General features: G+C 32.9%; 17 protein-coding genes and 1 other RNA gene. 2 read left to right on the plus strand and 16 right to left on the minus strand.

Features of this window, described 5'->3' with window-relative positions; all coding sequences use genetic code 11:
* Nucleotides 1-2 precede the first annotated feature (2 nt).
* The 7 genes from OEA66_RS08835 to OEA66_RS08865 all read right to left on the minus strand — a co-directional run bounded on the left by OEA66_RS08835 (nt 3) and on the right by OEA66_RS08865 (nt 7,906).
* Nucleotides 3-1,337: a S1 family peptidase gene (locus tag OEA66_RS08835; RefSeq protein ID WP_267281026.1), complete on the minus strand. Its 1,335-nt coding sequence runs from the start codon at nt 1,335-1,337 to the stop codon at nt 3-5.
* Nucleotides 1,338-1,427: 90 nt separating this feature from the next.
* Complete coding sequence (locus OEA66_RS08840; protein WP_267281027.1) at nt 1,428-2,681, minus strand: pyridoxal phosphate-dependent aminotransferase; 1,254 nt, start codon at nt 2,679-2,681, stop codon at nt 1,428-1,430.
* Nucleotides 2,682-2,756: 75 nt separating this feature from the next.
* Nucleotides 2,757-4,472, minus strand: coding sequence for a phospho-sugar mutase (locus OEA66_RS08845; RefSeq protein ID WP_267281028.1), 1,716 nt, complete (start codon nt 4,470-4,472; stop codon nt 2,757-2,759).
* 133 nt (nt 4,473-4,605) lie between these two features.
* Nucleotides 4,606-5,307, minus strand: a complete 702-nt coding sequence (locus OEA66_RS08850) for a GIN domain-containing protein (protein WP_267281029.1) — start codon at nt 5,305-5,307, stop codon at nt 4,606-4,608.
* A 7-nt stretch (nt 5,308-5,314) separates the two neighbouring features.
* The gene (locus OEA66_RS08855; protein ID WP_267281030.1) at nt 5,315-5,800 is read right to left on the minus strand and encodes a hypothetical protein; all 486 of its coding nucleotides are present in this window, start codon (nt 5,798-5,800) and stop codon (nt 5,315-5,317) included.
* Nucleotides 5,801-6,341: 541 nt separating this feature from the next.
* Nucleotides 6,342-7,292 (minus strand): glycosyltransferase family 2 protein, encoded by a 951-nt coding sequence (locus OEA66_RS08860; protein ID WP_267281031.1) that lies wholly within the window; start codon nt 7,290-7,292, stop codon nt 6,342-6,344.
* A 17-nt stretch (nt 7,293-7,309) separates the two neighbouring features.
* Nucleotides 7,310-7,906: a DUF4199 domain-containing protein gene (locus tag OEA66_RS08865; RefSeq protein WP_267281032.1), complete on the minus strand. Its 597-nt coding sequence runs from the start codon at nt 7,904-7,906 to the stop codon at nt 7,310-7,312.
* A gap of 132 nt (nt 7,907-8,038) precedes the next feature.
* On the opposite strand from OEA66_RS08865, the gene ffs reads away from it, so the two are divergent.
* Nucleotides 8,039-8,135: signal recognition particle sRNA small type (gene ffs, locus OEA66_RS08870), an RNA gene on the plus strand.
* Nucleotides 8,136-8,199: 64 nt separating this feature from the next.
* Here ffs and OEA66_RS08875 read toward each other — a convergent pair.
* The 7 genes from OEA66_RS08875 to OEA66_RS08905 form a co-directional block, all read right to left on the minus strand.
* Nucleotides 8,200-8,886, minus strand: coding sequence for a metal-dependent hydrolase (locus OEA66_RS08875; protein WP_267281033.1), 687 nt, complete (start codon nt 8,884-8,886; stop codon nt 8,200-8,202).
* Between the two features lie 129 nt (nt 8,887-9,015).
* On the minus strand, nt 9,016-9,462 hold the full coding sequence (locus OEA66_RS08880; RefSeq protein ID WP_267281034.1) for an SRPBCC family protein: 447 nt from the start codon (nt 9,460-9,462) through the stop codon (nt 9,016-9,018).
* A gap of 10 nt (nt 9,463-9,472) precedes the next feature.
* Nucleotides 9,473-10,402 (minus strand): 1,4-dihydroxy-2-naphthoate octaprenyltransferase, encoded by a 930-nt coding sequence (gene menA, locus OEA66_RS08885; protein ID WP_267281035.1) that lies wholly within the window; start codon nt 10,400-10,402, stop codon nt 9,473-9,475.
* Nucleotides 10,403-10,464: 62 nt separating this feature from the next.
* On the minus strand, nt 10,465-11,964 hold the full coding sequence (locus OEA66_RS08890) for a PH domain-containing protein (RefSeq protein ID WP_267281036.1): 1,500 nt from the start codon (nt 11,962-11,964) through the stop codon (nt 10,465-10,467).
* Nucleotides 11,945-12,493 (minus strand): PH domain-containing protein, encoded by a 549-nt coding sequence (locus OEA66_RS08895; protein WP_267281037.1) that lies wholly within the window; start codon nt 12,491-12,493, stop codon nt 11,945-11,947. Before OEA66_RS08895 ends, OEA66_RS08890 begins: the two co-directional genes overlap by 20 nt.
* An 80-nt stretch (nt 12,494-12,573) precedes the next feature.
* On the minus strand, nt 12,574-13,269 hold the full coding sequence (locus tag OEA66_RS08900) for a hypothetical protein (RefSeq protein WP_267281038.1): 696 nt from the start codon (nt 13,267-13,269) through the stop codon (nt 12,574-12,576).
* Nucleotides 13,270-13,292: 23 nt separating this feature from the next.
* On the minus strand, nt 13,293-14,129 hold the full coding sequence (locus OEA66_RS08905) for a 1,4-dihydroxy-2-naphthoyl-CoA synthase (protein ID WP_034676149.1): 837 nt from the start codon (nt 14,127-14,129) through the stop codon (nt 13,293-13,295).
* A gap of 321 nt (nt 14,130-14,450) precedes the next feature.
* Here OEA66_RS08905 and OEA66_RS08910 point away from each other — a divergent pair, with 321 nt between their 5' ends.
* Entirely contained in the window at nt 14,451-14,816 is a 366-nt protein-coding gene (locus OEA66_RS08910) for a hypothetical protein (RefSeq protein WP_267281039.1), read from the plus strand.
* 39 nt (nt 14,817-14,855) lie between these two features.
* On the opposite strand, the gene OEA66_RS08915 is transcribed toward OEA66_RS08910, so the two are convergent.
* Complete coding sequence (locus OEA66_RS08915) at nt 14,856-15,431, minus strand: hypothetical protein (protein ID WP_267281040.1); 576 nt, start codon at nt 15,429-15,431, stop codon at nt 14,856-14,858.
* Between the two features lie 99 nt (nt 15,432-15,530).
* Entirely contained in the window at nt 15,531-16,535 is a 1,005-nt protein-coding gene (locus OEA66_RS08920; protein WP_267281242.1) for a peptidylprolyl isomerase, read from the minus strand.
* Between the last annotated feature and the right edge of the window lie 14 nt (nt 16,536-16,549).

Consider the following 16,549-nt stretch of genomic DNA (forward strand, 5'->3'; position numbering starts at 1 on the left):
TATTATTCTTTGGTCTCTTGAGCAGATAAACCACCATAGACGGTATAGATTTTTTTAGCGATAATTCCGAAATTATAGCCCTGTACTTGTTCAACACCACTGAAATTGACTGCGATTAATTGTCCACAATTATTAAAAATCGGGGAACCGCTTGCACCATGCGTTGAAGTGACACTGTACTGAATTTTTGTTCCGTCAGATTCTTTACTGATTTGTCCGTTATATAACTGTACTTTAATTCCGGAAGTAGTTTGTGCCAAATCTTCGCCCAAAGGATAACCAATCATTACCGCTTTTTCACCAGGACGCAAAGTTTGGTCGTCGGTTATGGCATTGCTGAGATTAATAATGTTGACTACTGTATTAGGGGTCTCTTTTGTTGCTAACTGCAAAACTCCCAAATCAACTGACGAATCTTCAGACACTTTTTCGATAGTGCAAGGCAGCCATTCTTCGGCAGAATTATGTAGAGCGACAGAAATATCGACCGTTTTCATATATACATCAATTTGGTCTTCTGAAACGTAATCCTTCTGAGGGATTGAAGCTGCAATATCACCAGAAGTGGCAGCAGAATCTACAGCACCATCATTTGAACTTACAAATTCTTCGCCTCCGCCTTCTTCACTGTCGCCATCATTATCTCCGCCTTCTTCACCATATTCTGAAGATGCATTCCCCCAATTGGATGCGATAAAAGTTTCGTAACCATCTTCAGAAATATCTGTTGTAAGAATTGACGCAATTTTCCTGCGGATATTTGAGGCATCAGTATTAATTTTATCACTGTTTTCGGGAGAAATCCACGGTTGGAGAACATGGCTGTTGGAAATCATATTTCCCTGCTTATCGACAAAAAAAGCTGTTCCAAAAAGGGTTTCTTCAGTCGCTTCAGGAATATTTAATTGTATTTCTTTTCCTTTAATTTTAGCAAAAAAAGCATATCTGTGTTTTACCATTATGACTGCATCTTTGTAAGCATCATAAATTTTGGTATCACTATCTAAACATATGTTTTCGACGATAGGCTCAACCTGATGACTTTTGTAATAATCATATGCAAAATAGGAAGCTCCGCCCAAAAGAATGATTCCACCTAAACTAAAAAATGCAATTTTATAAGGATTCTTTTTCTTTTTTTCGGGTCTGGGTAAATTTTCTTTTGGTTTTTCTTCTACAAACTGTTCCTTGGTTTCATTTACAGGTTTTTCAGAAATGAGATTTTCTGATTCAGGATTTTGTGCTTCCGAAAAGTCATCAGAATGCGAATTATTGTTCTGTTGTGCTTGATTTTTATCCAACTCATTCTGGTTGGATTCATTTTTTTCATGATCCATTTGTGTTAAAATATTAATGTTTTATAATAAAAAAGTTGATTCTTACATTAAGAATCAACTTGTGGTATAAATTTAGAAAAATATTTTAGATTATTTCAAATTATTTAAAGCATTCTCCAACTTCGGCATCATTACTTCAATTTCACTGATATCTAAACCTCCAACAGAAGCTCTGAACCAAGGCTCAGATTTTGCTTCTCCAAAAGCTGAGAAAGGTACTAATGCAACTCCCGCTTCATTAATTAAATAGAAAACCAAGTCTGAAGAATTTTCAATCACTGTTCCGTCCGGTTTTGTTTTTCCGATATAATCTAATTTAATAGTAAGGTACAAAGCTCCCATCGGTTCGATACTTTCAACTGCCAAACCTTTTCCTTTCAAATCCTGAATTCCGTTGTGAAGAACTTTTAGACTCGCTTCTAATTTCCCTTTAAAATCATTGATAAATGTGTTTACATTATCAGCATTCTGGAAATATTTTGCAGTGGCTTCCTGCTCCGGTTTTGGAGCCCAAGCTCCAACGTGAGTCAATAAAGCTTTCATCTTATCGATGATGTTTGAAGGACCAAATCCCCATCCTACTCGAACTCCTGTCGCTGCAAGACATTTAGAAATACCTTCGATATAAATCGTAAACTCTCTCATTTCAGGGAAAAGAGAAACCGGATCAACGTGTTTTGCACCGAAAGTAAGATTAGAATAAATCTGATCATACATTAGATACAATGGCTTTTCGTCTGCACCTCTTTTGCTGTTTTCCTCCAAAATCATTTCACAGATTTCTCTCAACTGAGCTTCTGTGAACATAGTTCCTGTAGGATTTAAAGGCGAACAAAGGGCTAAAAGAACAGCACCATCTAAGTGAGGTTTTAATTCTGCAGCAGTCGGTAAGAAATTGTTTTCCGGAGTGGTCTTCACTTCAATTGCATCTGCAGAAGTAAGATATGCGTAATGATTGTTGTTCCAAGACGGTGTAGGATAAATTACTTTATCACCTTCATCAACAATCGTTTTATAAACTGCATAAATCAAAGGTCTTGAACCAGCAGTAATTAAAATATCATTTGCTGAATAGTCTAAATTCCATCTTGACTTTAAGTCTTTAGAAACTTCAGTTCTTAAAGACAACAATCCGTTTGCAGGCGGATAATTCGTCAAATTATTCTGATATGCTTTCTGAATTTCTTCTTTTAATTCTGCAGGGATCGGATACAAATTAGAATTCAAATCTCCAATCGTAAGATTAGCAATCTCTGCTCCTTTCGCCTTTAAATCATTTACTTCATTACCAATTTTTACAATTTCAGAACCAATGAGGTTCGCTGCTAATTTTGAAACTTTCACTTTTTATTATTGTTAGATATTAGATACTACATATTAGATGTTAGATTTAAAGTTGAAATCTAAAATCTAATTATATTAATTCAACTGAAGATCTTTTCTTACTTCTTCTATTTTTTGTTCTAAAGATTTTAAAGTCTCTTCAAAATCTTCTTTTGATGTAATATTTTCTTTAACAGAAACATAAAATTTGATTTTAGGTTCTGTTCCTGAAGGTCTTACGCAAACTTTTGTTCCGTCTTGAGTGTAATAAATCAACACATTAGATTTTGGAATATCATCCATGACGTGTTTTTCATTTTCAGAAACAACGAAATTGGTCTGCTCTTTAAAATCTTTAACTTCTTCAACTAAAGAACCAGCCAATGATTTCGGTGGATTTTCACGGAAATTCTTCATCATATTCTGAATTTCTTCCGCTCCGTCTTTACCTTTTTTAACGATATTGATTAAACCTTCATAGTACATTCCGGTTTCCTGATAAATTTCAATCAGATATTCATACATTGTTTTTCCGTTGGCTTTGCACCAAGCTGCAATTTCGCAAGCCAAAACAATACTTCCGCACGAATCTTTATCACGAACGAAATCTCCGGTCATAAATCCGAAGCTTTCTTCACCACCGCAAATGAATTTTTCCTGACCTTCAAAATCACGGATCATTTTTCCGATCCATTTGAAGCCAGTTAATCCAACTTTGCAGTCAACACCGAATTTTTTAGCAATGTCAAAGAAAATATCTGAAGTTACAATCGTAGAACCGATGAATTCTTTTCCGGTGATTTTACCTTGTTTTTTCCATTGGTCTAAAATGTAATACGTCAAAATCGTGTTACATTGATTTCCGTTTAATAACTGAATTTCGCCTTCTAAATTTCTGACAGCAATTCCCAATCTGTCTCCATCAGGATCTGTTCCGATAACGATATCTGCATTAGTAATTTTAGCTAAATCCATTGCCATTTCCAAAGCTGCAGGTTCTTCTGGATTTGGAGAATCTACCGTCGGGAAATTCCCACTTGGAATCATCTGTTCTTTAACCAAATCGATTTTCTTGAAACCTGCCTTTTCCAAAGCTTTCGGAACAGTTGTATAAGTCGTCCCGTGGATTGATGTGAAAACGATATTTAAATTTCCTTTTTCAACATCTTGGTAGGTAGAGTTTTCAATACAGGCATCGATGTACACTTCATCCTGCTCCTCTCCGATCCACTCGATTAAATCATCATTTCCGTCAAATTTAATTTCTTCAAATTTCACAGAATATACTTCATTGATAATCGCTTCGTCATGTGGCGGAACGATTTGCGCTCCGTCATTCCAATAAACTTTATACCCATTATATTCTGGCGGATTGTGAGAAGCTGTCAATACAATTCCTCCATTACATTTTCTGTCACGCACGGTAAAAGACAATTCAGGAGTTGGTCTGTGATTTTTAAACAACAAAACTTTAATTCCGTTTGCCGTTAAAACATCTGCCACTAATTTCCCAAATTCTTTTGAGTTATTTCGTACGTCATAAGCAATTGCAACACTGATTTCTTCACCTGGAAATTGCTGTAACATATAATTCGCAAGTCCTTGTGTTGCTTGACCTAACGTGTACTTATTTAAACGGTTGGTTCCTACACCCATAATTCCTCTCATTCCTCCTGTACCGAACTCTAATTCTCTGTAAAAAGAATCTTCCAGGTCCGGAGAATTGCTGTCGATTAAAGTTTGAACAGCATCTTTTGTTTCTTTATCGAATGTATCACTTAACCAAAGCTGTGCTTTTTCTAATGTTGTCATATTTGTATTTTGTCCGTTTTTATAGTTTGAATTTAATAAGAATTTTTCTTCATTGTCATTTCGAGGAACGAGAAATCTATTTTTTAAAAGAGATTCTTTTCTCCACTTCGTTTCGCTTAGAATGACATATAGTTTAATTTAATTTTTTGTTTTCAACCTTAGTTGTTTTCTCAATTTTAAAAGCTCTGATTGGATCATTATAATACACAAACTTCGCTGTGTTTTTTACATTTCCTTTCAATGAATCTTTAACGTTAACTTCCGCATAATTTCCGTTTTGAGAATCTATATTAAGATTAACAATCTTCCAATATGGTGCTATTAAACTTGCTGTATCAGATATTTTTATAACCGCATCTTTCGTTTCACCTAAAAAATTAGCGCGGCTTCTGTTTCTCATGTCAATTTCTGCTCTTCTTGAGTTTATTGAACCCATAAAAGTAGCGTAATTTTTTAAATTTAATCTAAAATTATCGGTTTTAATCTCACTAGAAATGTTCATTTCCACAGAATCTGAAAGCGAAACTTTCTCTAGATTATATTTTGAATAAATCGTAACATTGTAGAAATCTATCCCTTTTACCCCTCTACTTTCTTTAATTGAGAGTGTTTTATCATCCACATCAATATTCAGATTATCTGCAATATTTGGATAAGTTTCTACTTCTACAAAATTTTTAGGTCCTCTTGCATAAAATACACGAAACTTTCCTTCCAAATCAAGGTTTACAAATTCTTCTACATCAATTTCTTTCTTTTCCAAATTTCCTTTAGGAGAAATTTTACCACAAGAAACCACTGCCAACAATAATAAAGTATACACTGTATTTTTCATTTTCAAACTAATATAGTTGATATAAAACTGCAAAAATTACAAAAATTTCTATTCCCATTAAAACATACAAAGCCAATACTCTCCAAAGTAAACCTGGTTTTGAGTATGATTTTTTGAAAGCATTCCAAAAAGTAATTGCCGGAAAGAGAATAGAAAGACCGAATATAATTTTGTCGATGAAATTGAAAATCTTTGAAACAGGTTTCCATAAACCTATCAGACCTACAATATCACTCAACAAAAATAAGATTAAAATTCCTAAAAGACTAACAGTTGCAATGATAAAATGCTCTGCAATGTTGAGCTTTAATTTTTTAAAGATCAAATATCCGTTAATTGCCAACATCGGAATGATGACAAACAGTATTATTTTGGAATATTTTGAGAAAAAATCTTTTACATTTGAAATATCATCTGAAAGAACCTGAGCCGGATTAAATTGCTCGTAGTAATGATAACTCAAAACATTAAAACCAAAAAGAATCAGTAACAACGATATAAAATTGTTGTATCTGATTCTTTTTCCTGAAATATAATCAATCGCCGTTTTACCGGAATGAAATAAATATCTTTTAAAGTTGAGAAAAATTTAGCTTCAACATGCCAAATCGAATCTAGGATATCATTTTTAATGAGCGAATTAACTGTAATTCTTGCCGTGTCTGAATTCTGTCCGCAATGAGAACAATACTCACCGGAGAGAAAATGATCGCAATTCAGACAAGTTTTATTGCTCATTTTAATTCATTCAAGTAAAATTTTCTGTAAATATTGGATACCCTATCAAATATAAAAGAATAACCGAATCTATCGCTATCAAAATTTTGGTTAAAATAAATTTCTGACTTTTTACGATATGCTTTTCAAAATAATAGTTGAATACAAAAAGTAAAGCGGGTATTAAAAATATAAAAGCCTTTTTCTTAGCAACTTCCGTAACAGATTCTATTACTCTGAAATATTGCCAATACAATCCTATGAAGAAAAAGATAATTAAAACATTTATTAATATCAGAATTACTTTTTTAATCATTCTAGATTACTTCGTCGATATTATAATTCTTATGTTCTCTGTTGGTTCTGATAATCATTTCGCCTAAAAATCCTGCAATGAAAAGCAAAGTTCCCATCAACATCATCGTTAAAGCAATAAAAAACCAAGGATTATTCGTAATCAAATGTCCGTAAATTCCTCTTGCAACATCGATTAATTTTGAAACTCCCAGCCAAAACGCAGAAAGAAAACCGACGATAAACATAATCGTTCCAACAGCTCCGAAAAAATGCATTGGTCTTCCTCCAAATCTGCTTACAAACCAAAGTGTTACCAAATCTAAAAATCCACGAACGAATCTTTCGGTTCCGAACTTTGAAGTACCGTAAGGTCTAGCCTGATGCGGAACTTCTTTCTCTGTAATTCTTCTGAAACCTGCATTAGCAGCCAAAACAGGAATGTAGCGGTGCATATCGCCATAAACATCAATCGATTTTACGACTTGTTTTTTATATGCTTTCAGACCACAGTTGAAGTCATGTAAATACACTCCGGAAACTTTTCTTGCTGCTGCGTTGAACAGTTTTGAAGGTACATTTTTGGTCATCACATTGTCAAAACGTTTCTTTTTCCAACCTGAAACGATATCATAATTATCTTCAATCACCATTCTGTACAGTTCAGGAATTTCTTCCGGAAAATCCTGTAAATCGGCATCCATTGTAATAATTACATCACCGTTGGTTCTTGCAAAAGCTGCGTGTAAAGCTTGCGATTTTCCATAATTTTTGGAAAATTTTATTCCGTGGATTTGAGGATGTTGCACTTTCAGATTCTCAATAATGCTCCACGATAAGTCTGTACTTCCGTCGTCGATAAACCAAACTTCATATGAGAAGTTGCTGGTTTTGCAAACGTTATCAATTCTTGAAAAAAGTTCTTCCAAAGATTCTTCCTCGTTCAGTAACGGAATAACTATAGATAAATTCATTTAATTTTAATAAAAAATTATGCTTGATTAACGACTTCCTGATGGTTTGTTTTCTTTCTGAAAAACGCCCCGAAAAAGACAGACAAAACTACGTAAAATATAAGTATTGCTGCAAAATATCCCGAAAAATGACTCAGTGTCAACATATCTTTGTTTTTTATTGTTGCAGGATCAAACCTCTGAAGACTTTCCTGATATTTCTGCTCCAATTCGTCAATGTCTTTTTGATGCTTTAAAATTTGCTTTGCAGACTGATATTCTTTGTCTAATTCAGATTTTTGTCTTGCCACATATTGATAGTTCAACAGTTTTTTTGCATCAATATCGATGAAATTTAAGAAGGTGAAAATGCTTACAATCGATAAAATTCCGCCAATAAACATTGGAACGAAAGCTCTTTTAAAAGCTTCTTTAAAATTCATTTGATGTTTATTCCAGTGAGATTTTACAGACCAAAAGGCAAATAAAACGTAGAGAACAGGTAAAACAAACGCATTGACTTTCAATGTAGTATCAAAATATTCAACTCCTGAAAAGAAAGAATACACTACAAAAAAGATAACCATTGTAATGGCATAAAGTAAAATTCCTAAGGTAACTGGACTTTTCGTCATAATTCTGATTTTTAGAAAATTTCTTAAAAAATATTGGTCTAAATTTCAGCGTTTTAGCTTTAATAAAGGCTTTTTTGAAGATTTTTTCTGTAATAATATTTTTAAGTTTAAAATAAGTTCCTATCTTTGCAACGGCAAGTCCTAAACAACCAGCTCCTGAGAATCCTCCAGGGTGGGAACGCAGCAAAGGTAATTGGTTGAGCGGTGTGATTTAGGTAGCTTGCCATTTTTTTTATTTTATAGAAAAGAGATTAAGATGATTTTATTAAAATTACTTAATCTCTTTTTTTTGTTTATATATCGAAGCTTTCGCCCAATTTAGGTAAAACTAGTTCTATATTTTTATCAGCAAAATGTTTCGTTGCGCTATCATGATTAATTTCAATTGCTGGGAAAGTATCAAAATGACATCCTATAACTTTCGGAGTTTTTAATAATTCTGAAGCTGCGAAAGCTGCTTTTCTAGCACACATCGTGTAATGCCCACCAATCGGAAGGATTGATAAGTCTAAATTTCCGTACAAAGCCGAAAACAACTGCATATCTGCCATTACTCCGGTATCTCCAGCTAAATATACATTTTTCCCTTCCGGAAGTCTGAAAATATACCCTACAGGAACTCCACCATAAGTTCCGTCAGGAAACGAACTTGTATGATGAGCCGGAACCATAGAAATTTTTAAATCATCGATTTTTGCTGATCCTCCTAAGTTCACATCATCTGTATTTTTAGCATTTTTAAAATAAGCACAGATTTCGGGTTGACCGATAATTGTAGCTTCAGGATAATGTTGCAAAACTTCTCCTACATCAGCAATATGATCTCCATGAGCGTGAGTCAACAAAATATAATCGATTTTCTGAGCTGTAATATCAAAACCTGATTCTGCTTTTTTGTAATTATAAAAAGGATCACATAAAATCGTTTTGTCTTTATACGTGAACAAGAAACAGTTTTGTCCTAAGTATTGTATTTTCATTTTTAATTTATTTTTTGAATATTGCTAAAAAATATTTTTTATTTTAAACGCAAAGAGCACAAAGTTTTTTTTAATTGATTCGACGTTTTTAAGTTCGCAAAGGCGTTTCACTCAGCAAAGTTTTGAAAACTATTTCGATGGAAATTTATCTTCAATCAATCTCAGGTTAATTCCATGTTCAAGATAGGCTTTGCAACCATCTAAAACTGTTGTAAAACCTCCCGTATTATCATTGATTATTGCTAAAAGGTCGTCTTCGATTTGAAAATATCCGTAACTTTTGATGATGACAAGAGTTCCTTTTTCCATTTCTTTAAATTCATAATCAACGTTGGTTGCAGGACTTCCCCACTGTGTTTTTATCAGTTGATTTGGAATAATCTGATGAACTTTCACTTCAGATTTCGCACCGCACATTTCCCATTCCCAAAGAATTGTTTTGCCTTCTTCTAGCTTTCCGCTTGATTTGGTAAACCAAAAATTGGTTGTGATTTCCGGATTTATAAATGCTTCAAAAACTTCATTGATTGGTTTTCTGATTAACATTTGAGCTTGAACAAATATTTTAGTTTCCATAACAGAAAATTTAACTGAAATAATTAAGACCTATAGCCGTTAAAACAGCCATCATCAAAGTCGTAATTCCTACCTGTTTCAAAAATGGATCGAGTTGTTTTGGTTCTTTTACAGCCATAATGTTTCTTCTAAGTTTCATAATCGGAATCAACAAAATCATTACAATAAACACGTAATAATTTTGCATCTGAATAAAATTATTAATTCCTAAAAACACAAGAATCAGAATTAAAGGAAGTTGTAATAAAACCATTTCATAGATCATTGCATTTTTAAATCCTATTCTCAATGCAAGACTATTTTTTCCTGATAATCTGTCGCTTTCAATATCTCTCATGTTATTCAGATTAAGAACTGCCATACTCATCATTCCAATCGCTGTTCCCGGTAAAAGAATATCCCAAGAAAACGTTTTTGTAAACAGAAAATAACTTCCGCAAACCGAAACCAAACCAAAGAATATAAATACGAAAACATCACCCAATCCCATATATCCGTAAGGTTTTTTACCAACTGTATAGCCGATTGCCGCCAAAATACTTGCTACTCCCAATCCGATAAAAATATAAAATTCATTCATATATTCAGGTATAAAAGCAATGTATAAAAGGGCAATTGTTGCTACAAAAGATAAAATTGAGAACAAAATCACTGCATTTTTCATTTGTTTTGCTGTAATTCTTCCTGATGCGACCGCTCTAGCTTCAGCTTCCCCAATTCTTTTCGCATCAGTACCTTTTACGCCATCTCCGTAATCATTCGCATAGTTTGATAAAACCTGATACAGTAAAGTCACTAAAAGTGCCAAAGCAAAGATTTTCCAATCCCAAATTCCTCCATCTTCTTTGAGTCTCCATTTTGCAATGAAAGAGCCCATTATAATTCCGCTTAATGATAACGGCAATGTTCTAAGCCTTGCGGCTTTTATCCAATCGTTCATAATTGTAATTGATAAGAGATAATTGATTAATGATATATTGATCATCATTAATTAATCACCATTTATTTTTTTTGTATCTCTATTTTATAGATGCAGTAATTCAACAATTTTTTAAGCTTTATAAAGTTTAAAGCAACTATTTTGAATCGTCCAGCAGAGGTATAAAAAGTGATACTTCCCAAGTTTGTTTTTCTTTGCCAAAAATACTGAGAAATTTTCACAGTCTGAAGCTTTTCTATCTCGAAAGTTCGGTTATCAATGTCCCAAATTCCTGATTTTAATCGGATAAATCTTTCGCTATAGAATAATTTTAAGTTTTTGAAATAAATCAGGATGAAAATTTCAACTATAACAATATAAATAATCGTTAAGAACCAATACTTTAATAATAAATTTTCATCAATAATGAAAAATAAAACCAAAGGCAAAATGATAAACTGAAAAGTATTGACAATGATTAATCTGAAATTTGGCTTTAAACAATTTTCGAAAACAGGATTTTCTTTCCAAATTGTAGAAATTAATTTTGCCTTTTCATCATTTGAAATTCCGGGAACGGCAGAAATATTTTTCTCTTCTTCGTTTTTACCGATTTGAAGAAATTTCACAAAAGAAATCTTCATTTTTTTCTGAATCCAGTTCTGAGTTTCAGTAATGACCTGAACTTTTGATTTATTAACGATTGAATTTCGAGTCGTAAACAAACCATATTCAAAAGAAAAGCTCTGATTGTTTTCGGTGATTTTAAAATTGAAATATTTGATTAAAGTTTTAACCGAATTAATAATGATACCTAAAATAATTACAGCTAAAACAATTCCCAAAATCATAGGAATTGAGAAAGCAAGAAACTGAGATTCGATGGTGTCATAATCCAATTTTATATCAATTTCTACTTTTTGTAGCAAATTATTGATTTCAGAAAAACCGTAAATCAGCAAACTTACCAACGCCAAAAAACTTTGAATATAATTGGCAGTAATGCCATATTTTAAAATACTCAGTGTAGAAATTTTAAAACAACGAACATTCTTAACAGTCTCATTTTTGGTGATTTCAATACTTTCTTCTAAAGTATTTTCGAGTTTTGATTCTGCTAGTAGGTATTTCTTTAAATCAACCGCATTTTGTTTTGTCAAAGCCGAAATTTTCACTTCTTTTTCAGAACTTCCGGGAGTATCGATTTCAAGTTTATAAATATTAAAAAACCGATGTATAAAAGGTTGAGAAATATTAACTTCCTGAATATTTTCTTTTTTAATTTTAGTAACCGATTTATTGATTATTCCTTCATGGATAACAAACTCTTCGTTTTCTTTGTCGATGTAATATCTAAAATTATAATATTGTAAAACTGCAGCAACAATTAAAACAGCGAGTCCCGCAAGAATCGCAAGAATAATCATCCATGACTCTACCCTATCTTTTTTCACGAAAAAAAGAATGACAAAAACCCATAAACTTTTGATGACCATTCCAACATTGTATAGGAAAAGGAGAACAATACCGGTTTTGGATTGTCTTTGAGGCTGAAAAAAAGAATTATGCATTTTCTCCTCCATCTTCTCTATTTTCCTTTAAAATACTTCCACGGATATGATTATTGATTCCTTCTGCAACTTCTTCCGGTAAACCATTGATAGTGAGATCTCCGCCATTGACACCTGCTGTAAAAACAGAAACTGATTTTAACTGTAAGATTTTAGAAAACCAACCCTGCTCTACTTTGATGTGCTGAATTCTATTGAAAGGAACAATCATTAAAGTTCGTTTCAACCAGCCGTGTTGATATACTAAATCGTGCTCACGAATTGCATATTTTCTGAATTTAAAACCGATTAAAGTATTTAGAAATAGAAAAGCAATGATCACAAAAACTCCGATAATAATTGCCCAAAACTGAATTTCACTTAGATCAAAATAAAAGAAATAAAAAGCGATACTAACGATGCCAACTAAAAAAATAGAGAACAAAGCAATATTCAATAAAATAATCTTAAGGTATTTTGGCGAGACCGCTGTCAGTTTTAAATCACTAAAATCAGGAATTTCTAGGTCAAAAATCTGATGGTTTTGAAAGTTTTGATTCATAATGTGAAAAGCTCTCGCTGATTTTGCAGATGACGCAGATTTTTTATCATTAATATCTGCAAATTATTAGGAAAGATAAATTAAATATTAAAACTTAGTTTTGGTCTGAGCATAGCACAGTAAATTAACATTAGAAAGCCGAAAATAAGATAATACGATTCTTTTGGAGAATAGTGAATAAGTTTGTTCCAGAAGTTTGATGTTCTGTAATTGTAGTCATTCATATCAAATAATCCAGTTCCACAACCTATTCTTCCATCTATTCCGTAAAAAACATCATTATCTGCTTTTCGGTAGAGAACGTAAAAACTATTGGTTTCATCCATATCAAAACCATATCTTTCCTGTTTTGTTTTTAATGAGATGTTGAGTAAATTAACGATATCTGCGTAAACATTTTTGTCGGAAAGCTGAAATCTTATACCGGTTTGATCAATATCATTTTTTGCTAACTTATTAATTTCTTTGATGAAATTTTCTTCAGTTTTTGTATCAAAACCAGGCTTTACATTGATTGTTTTGTAAGTCCAACCTTCTTTCGGAACTTGCGTATATTCTGGAATTTTCTCCCCCTTTTTAGCTTTATAAGGAAGTCCAATATCCAATACTCTCATGTTCATTTGATTATAAACAGGATTTGCATAATACAGAAATAAAAGAGGAATTATAAGCGCACTGATCATTCCGGCAACATAATATATTTTTTTATGCTTTCTCATTTCAATTAATTTAGACTTCCCTAAAATTACAAAATAATAGGTAATGAAATCACTCATTACCTATTACCCATTCTTTATATTTAAGAAATCCACTGATCTTTTCCGAAATCCGGTTTTCTTTTTTCAAGGAAAGCATTTCTGCCTTCTTTTGCTTCTTCTGTCATGTATGCTAATCGGGTTGCTTCACCGGCAAAAACTTGCTGGCCAACCATTCCGTCGTCAGTAAGGTTCATTGCAAACTTCAGCATTCTGATAGAAGTTGGAGATTTTGCTAAAATTTCCTGAGCCCATTCGTAAGCGGTATCTTCAAGCTCATCGTGTGGAATTACTGCATTCACCATTCCCATATCGAAAGCTTCCTGGGCAGAATAATTCCTTCCTAAAAAGAAAATCTCACGTGCTTTTTTCTGACCTACCATTTTCGCCAAATAAGCAGAACCGTAACCACCATCAAAACTCGTTACATCAGCATCGGTTTGTTTAAAAATTGCATGTTCTTTACTTGCTAAAGTTAAATCACAAACTACATGAAGTGAGTGACCGCCACCAACTGCCCAACCCGGAACAACTGCAATTACCGCTTTTGGCATAAAACGGATCAATCTTTGAACTTCCAGAATATTCAAACGGTGTCTTCCGTCTTCGCCTACATAACCTTGTTGACCTCTTGCTTTTTGGTCGCCTCCGCTACAGAAAGCCCAAACTCCGTCTTTAGAACTTGGTCCTTCTCCTGAAAGCAAAACCACGCCAATTGACGGATCTTCTGATGCATCATAAAAAGCATCATACAATTCTGAAGTTGTTTTTGGTCTGAAAGCATTACGGATTTCCGGTCTGTTGAAGGCAATTCTTGCCACACCGTTGCATTTTTTATAAGTAATATCTTCGTATTCCTTTACGGTTTTCCACTCGATCATTTTGTAAAAATTTTCCCCAAATATACGGAATTAGGGAGAGAGTTTTGTGATACTCTTTGTTGAAATATAAGTAATGAGTAATTGGTAATAAGTAATGTGTTGTCAATTCGTTTCCTATCTGAAAAGGACGGTTTTTATTGAAATAATTCAAGAATATAAAGTTTGTTTAAGTAAATTGCCTAAAGAAAAATTTAATCAATGAAAATTTTCAAACTTTTTATTTATTCGCTTATTATACATTTCGTTTTATTTTCCTGCAAGAAAAATATTCCTTTTGATATGTCCAAAATACATGGTCAGTGGAAAATCAAAAGTGATACGATGCAAACAGGAGAAGTTTTGATTTTTAATACTGATAAAACTTTCACTTATAAAAGTGTTGGTCATATTGCAGAATCTTTTTCCCATGGAAACTGGAATATAAGAGAAGACTCTTTAATTCTTAACTCCATTATGCCAAATGAGTGTTTTTACGTATTTCCTTTTATTGAAAAATGTAAATCTTCACATGCTCTTACAGATGAATTAATCTACAAAACAAATTTAGAGTGTGAATCTCCAGCTTCAAATAAATTTTTCATAGAATTTAAAAATTCAAAATTTTTGATTAAAAAAGATTCGTTAATTCATTTTCTGGCTAATAAAAACTGTGAAGAAGTTCCAGAGAAAATTATTTTGCATCGTTAAAAAATAAAAGCCTACCCTCACGAATCGGCTTTTTCAATTTTACAATTTATCCAAAATCTTCTTAGGAAGAATTTTTTCTAATTGCTTTTTATATTCTTTATCTGCAAAAACGACTTTCCAGTTTTTCTTGTCTTTCGAAACGGCAACCATTTTCATGGGAGCGTTGATTACATAAGCTCTTTCTTTAGCCAAGTATTCTACAGTTCCTTTACCGTATTTTTTGGTAAGCATTTCTGAAATAGACTTTTTCATTTCTTCACTCATCGAGCTTACATCTGCTTTCAGTTTTAAATAATAACTTGAGATTGAGAAATTTTCTCCTTCAATCAATTCCGGTTTTCCGACTGAAATAAATTTCATATCCAAAACATCAATCTTTACAAATGGATTATTGTAGGTCATATTCAGCATTTGAGTGAACTGATCCTTTTTTACAATCGTAAAAAATTTGGGATAAATACTGTCAACCGTTTGATCCAGCTTTTTATATTTAATCGTGTTCACAAAATAAACCATCGATTTTCTAATTGCCTGATCGTCTGTATTAGTCTTTGTCTGGGCAAAACAAAATAGAGAAATAAATATGAATAATGTAGTGATGAATCTTGTCTTCATTTTAAATTATTTTAAAAAAAATATTGAGGTTTAAAGATTTAAAAGTAATAAAAAAACCGCCCTTTACAAGACGGTTTCAAATATTTTTATCAGTGTTGATTAAGGTACTTTTACCAATTCAACATCGAAAATTAACCAAGCGTTTGGCGGAATTACTCCTCCTGCTCCATTAGCTCCATAACCCATTGCAGGTGGAATCAATAAAGTAGCCGTTTCACCTTCTTTTAATAATAAGATACCTTCGTCCCAACCTTTGATTACTCTTCCAGTTCCTACAGGGAATTCAAGAGGTTCGTTTCTTTTGAATGAAGAATCGAATTCAGTACCATTTGTTAGTTTACCAGCATAATGTACCTGAACGTTATCTCCTGCTTTTGCAGATTTTCCGTCGGTTTTCTTAGTGATTTTATAGTAAAGACCAGATTCTGTAACCTGCATTCCAGCTTTTAATTCTTCTAAAGCTTTCTTTGCTTCAGCTTCAGCTTTTTCAGCCATTGCTTTGTTGTTAGCAGCAATTTTATCTTTTCCTTCGTTGAAAGTTTTTGCAGCATCATAGTTCTTGTACTCATCACCTTTGCTGAAAATACTTACTTTTTCAAGTACAATGTCAGTTTTTGGCTTATCCTGAGCTCCTTTTTCTACAGCAGCGATTGCATCAATCGTTTCCGTTCCGCTTACTACAGATCCGAAAATAGTGTGTCTTCCGTCTAACCAAGGTGTAGCAACTTCCGTAATGAAGAACTGAGAACCGTTTGTGTTTGGTCCTGAATTCGCCATAGAAAGAATACCTTTTCCTGTATGTTTAAGGTCGTTTTTCTCGTCTTCAAATTTATATCCAGGATCTCCGGTTCCGGTTCCTTTTGGATCACCACCTTGAATCATGAAATCTTTAATTACTCTGTGGAAGATTGTTCCGTCATAAAAAGGAACTCCTTTCGCTTTAGATTTATTATCAATTTTACCTTCTGCAAGACCAACAAAGTTAGCCACAGTTACCGGTGATTTTTTGTCTTCAAACTTTACAATCAGGTTACCTTTTGTAGTCTGAATATTAGCATAAAGTCCGTCTTTAAGCCCTTCGTAAGTTTCTTTGTCTACGTTCATTTTCTTATAAATTG

Origin of the sequence: Chryseobacterium luquanense (genome assembly GCF_026460945.1) — a bacterium.
Taxonomy (GTDB): domain Bacteria; phylum Bacteroidota; class Bacteroidia; order Flavobacteriales; family Weeksellaceae; genus Chryseobacterium; species Chryseobacterium luquanense.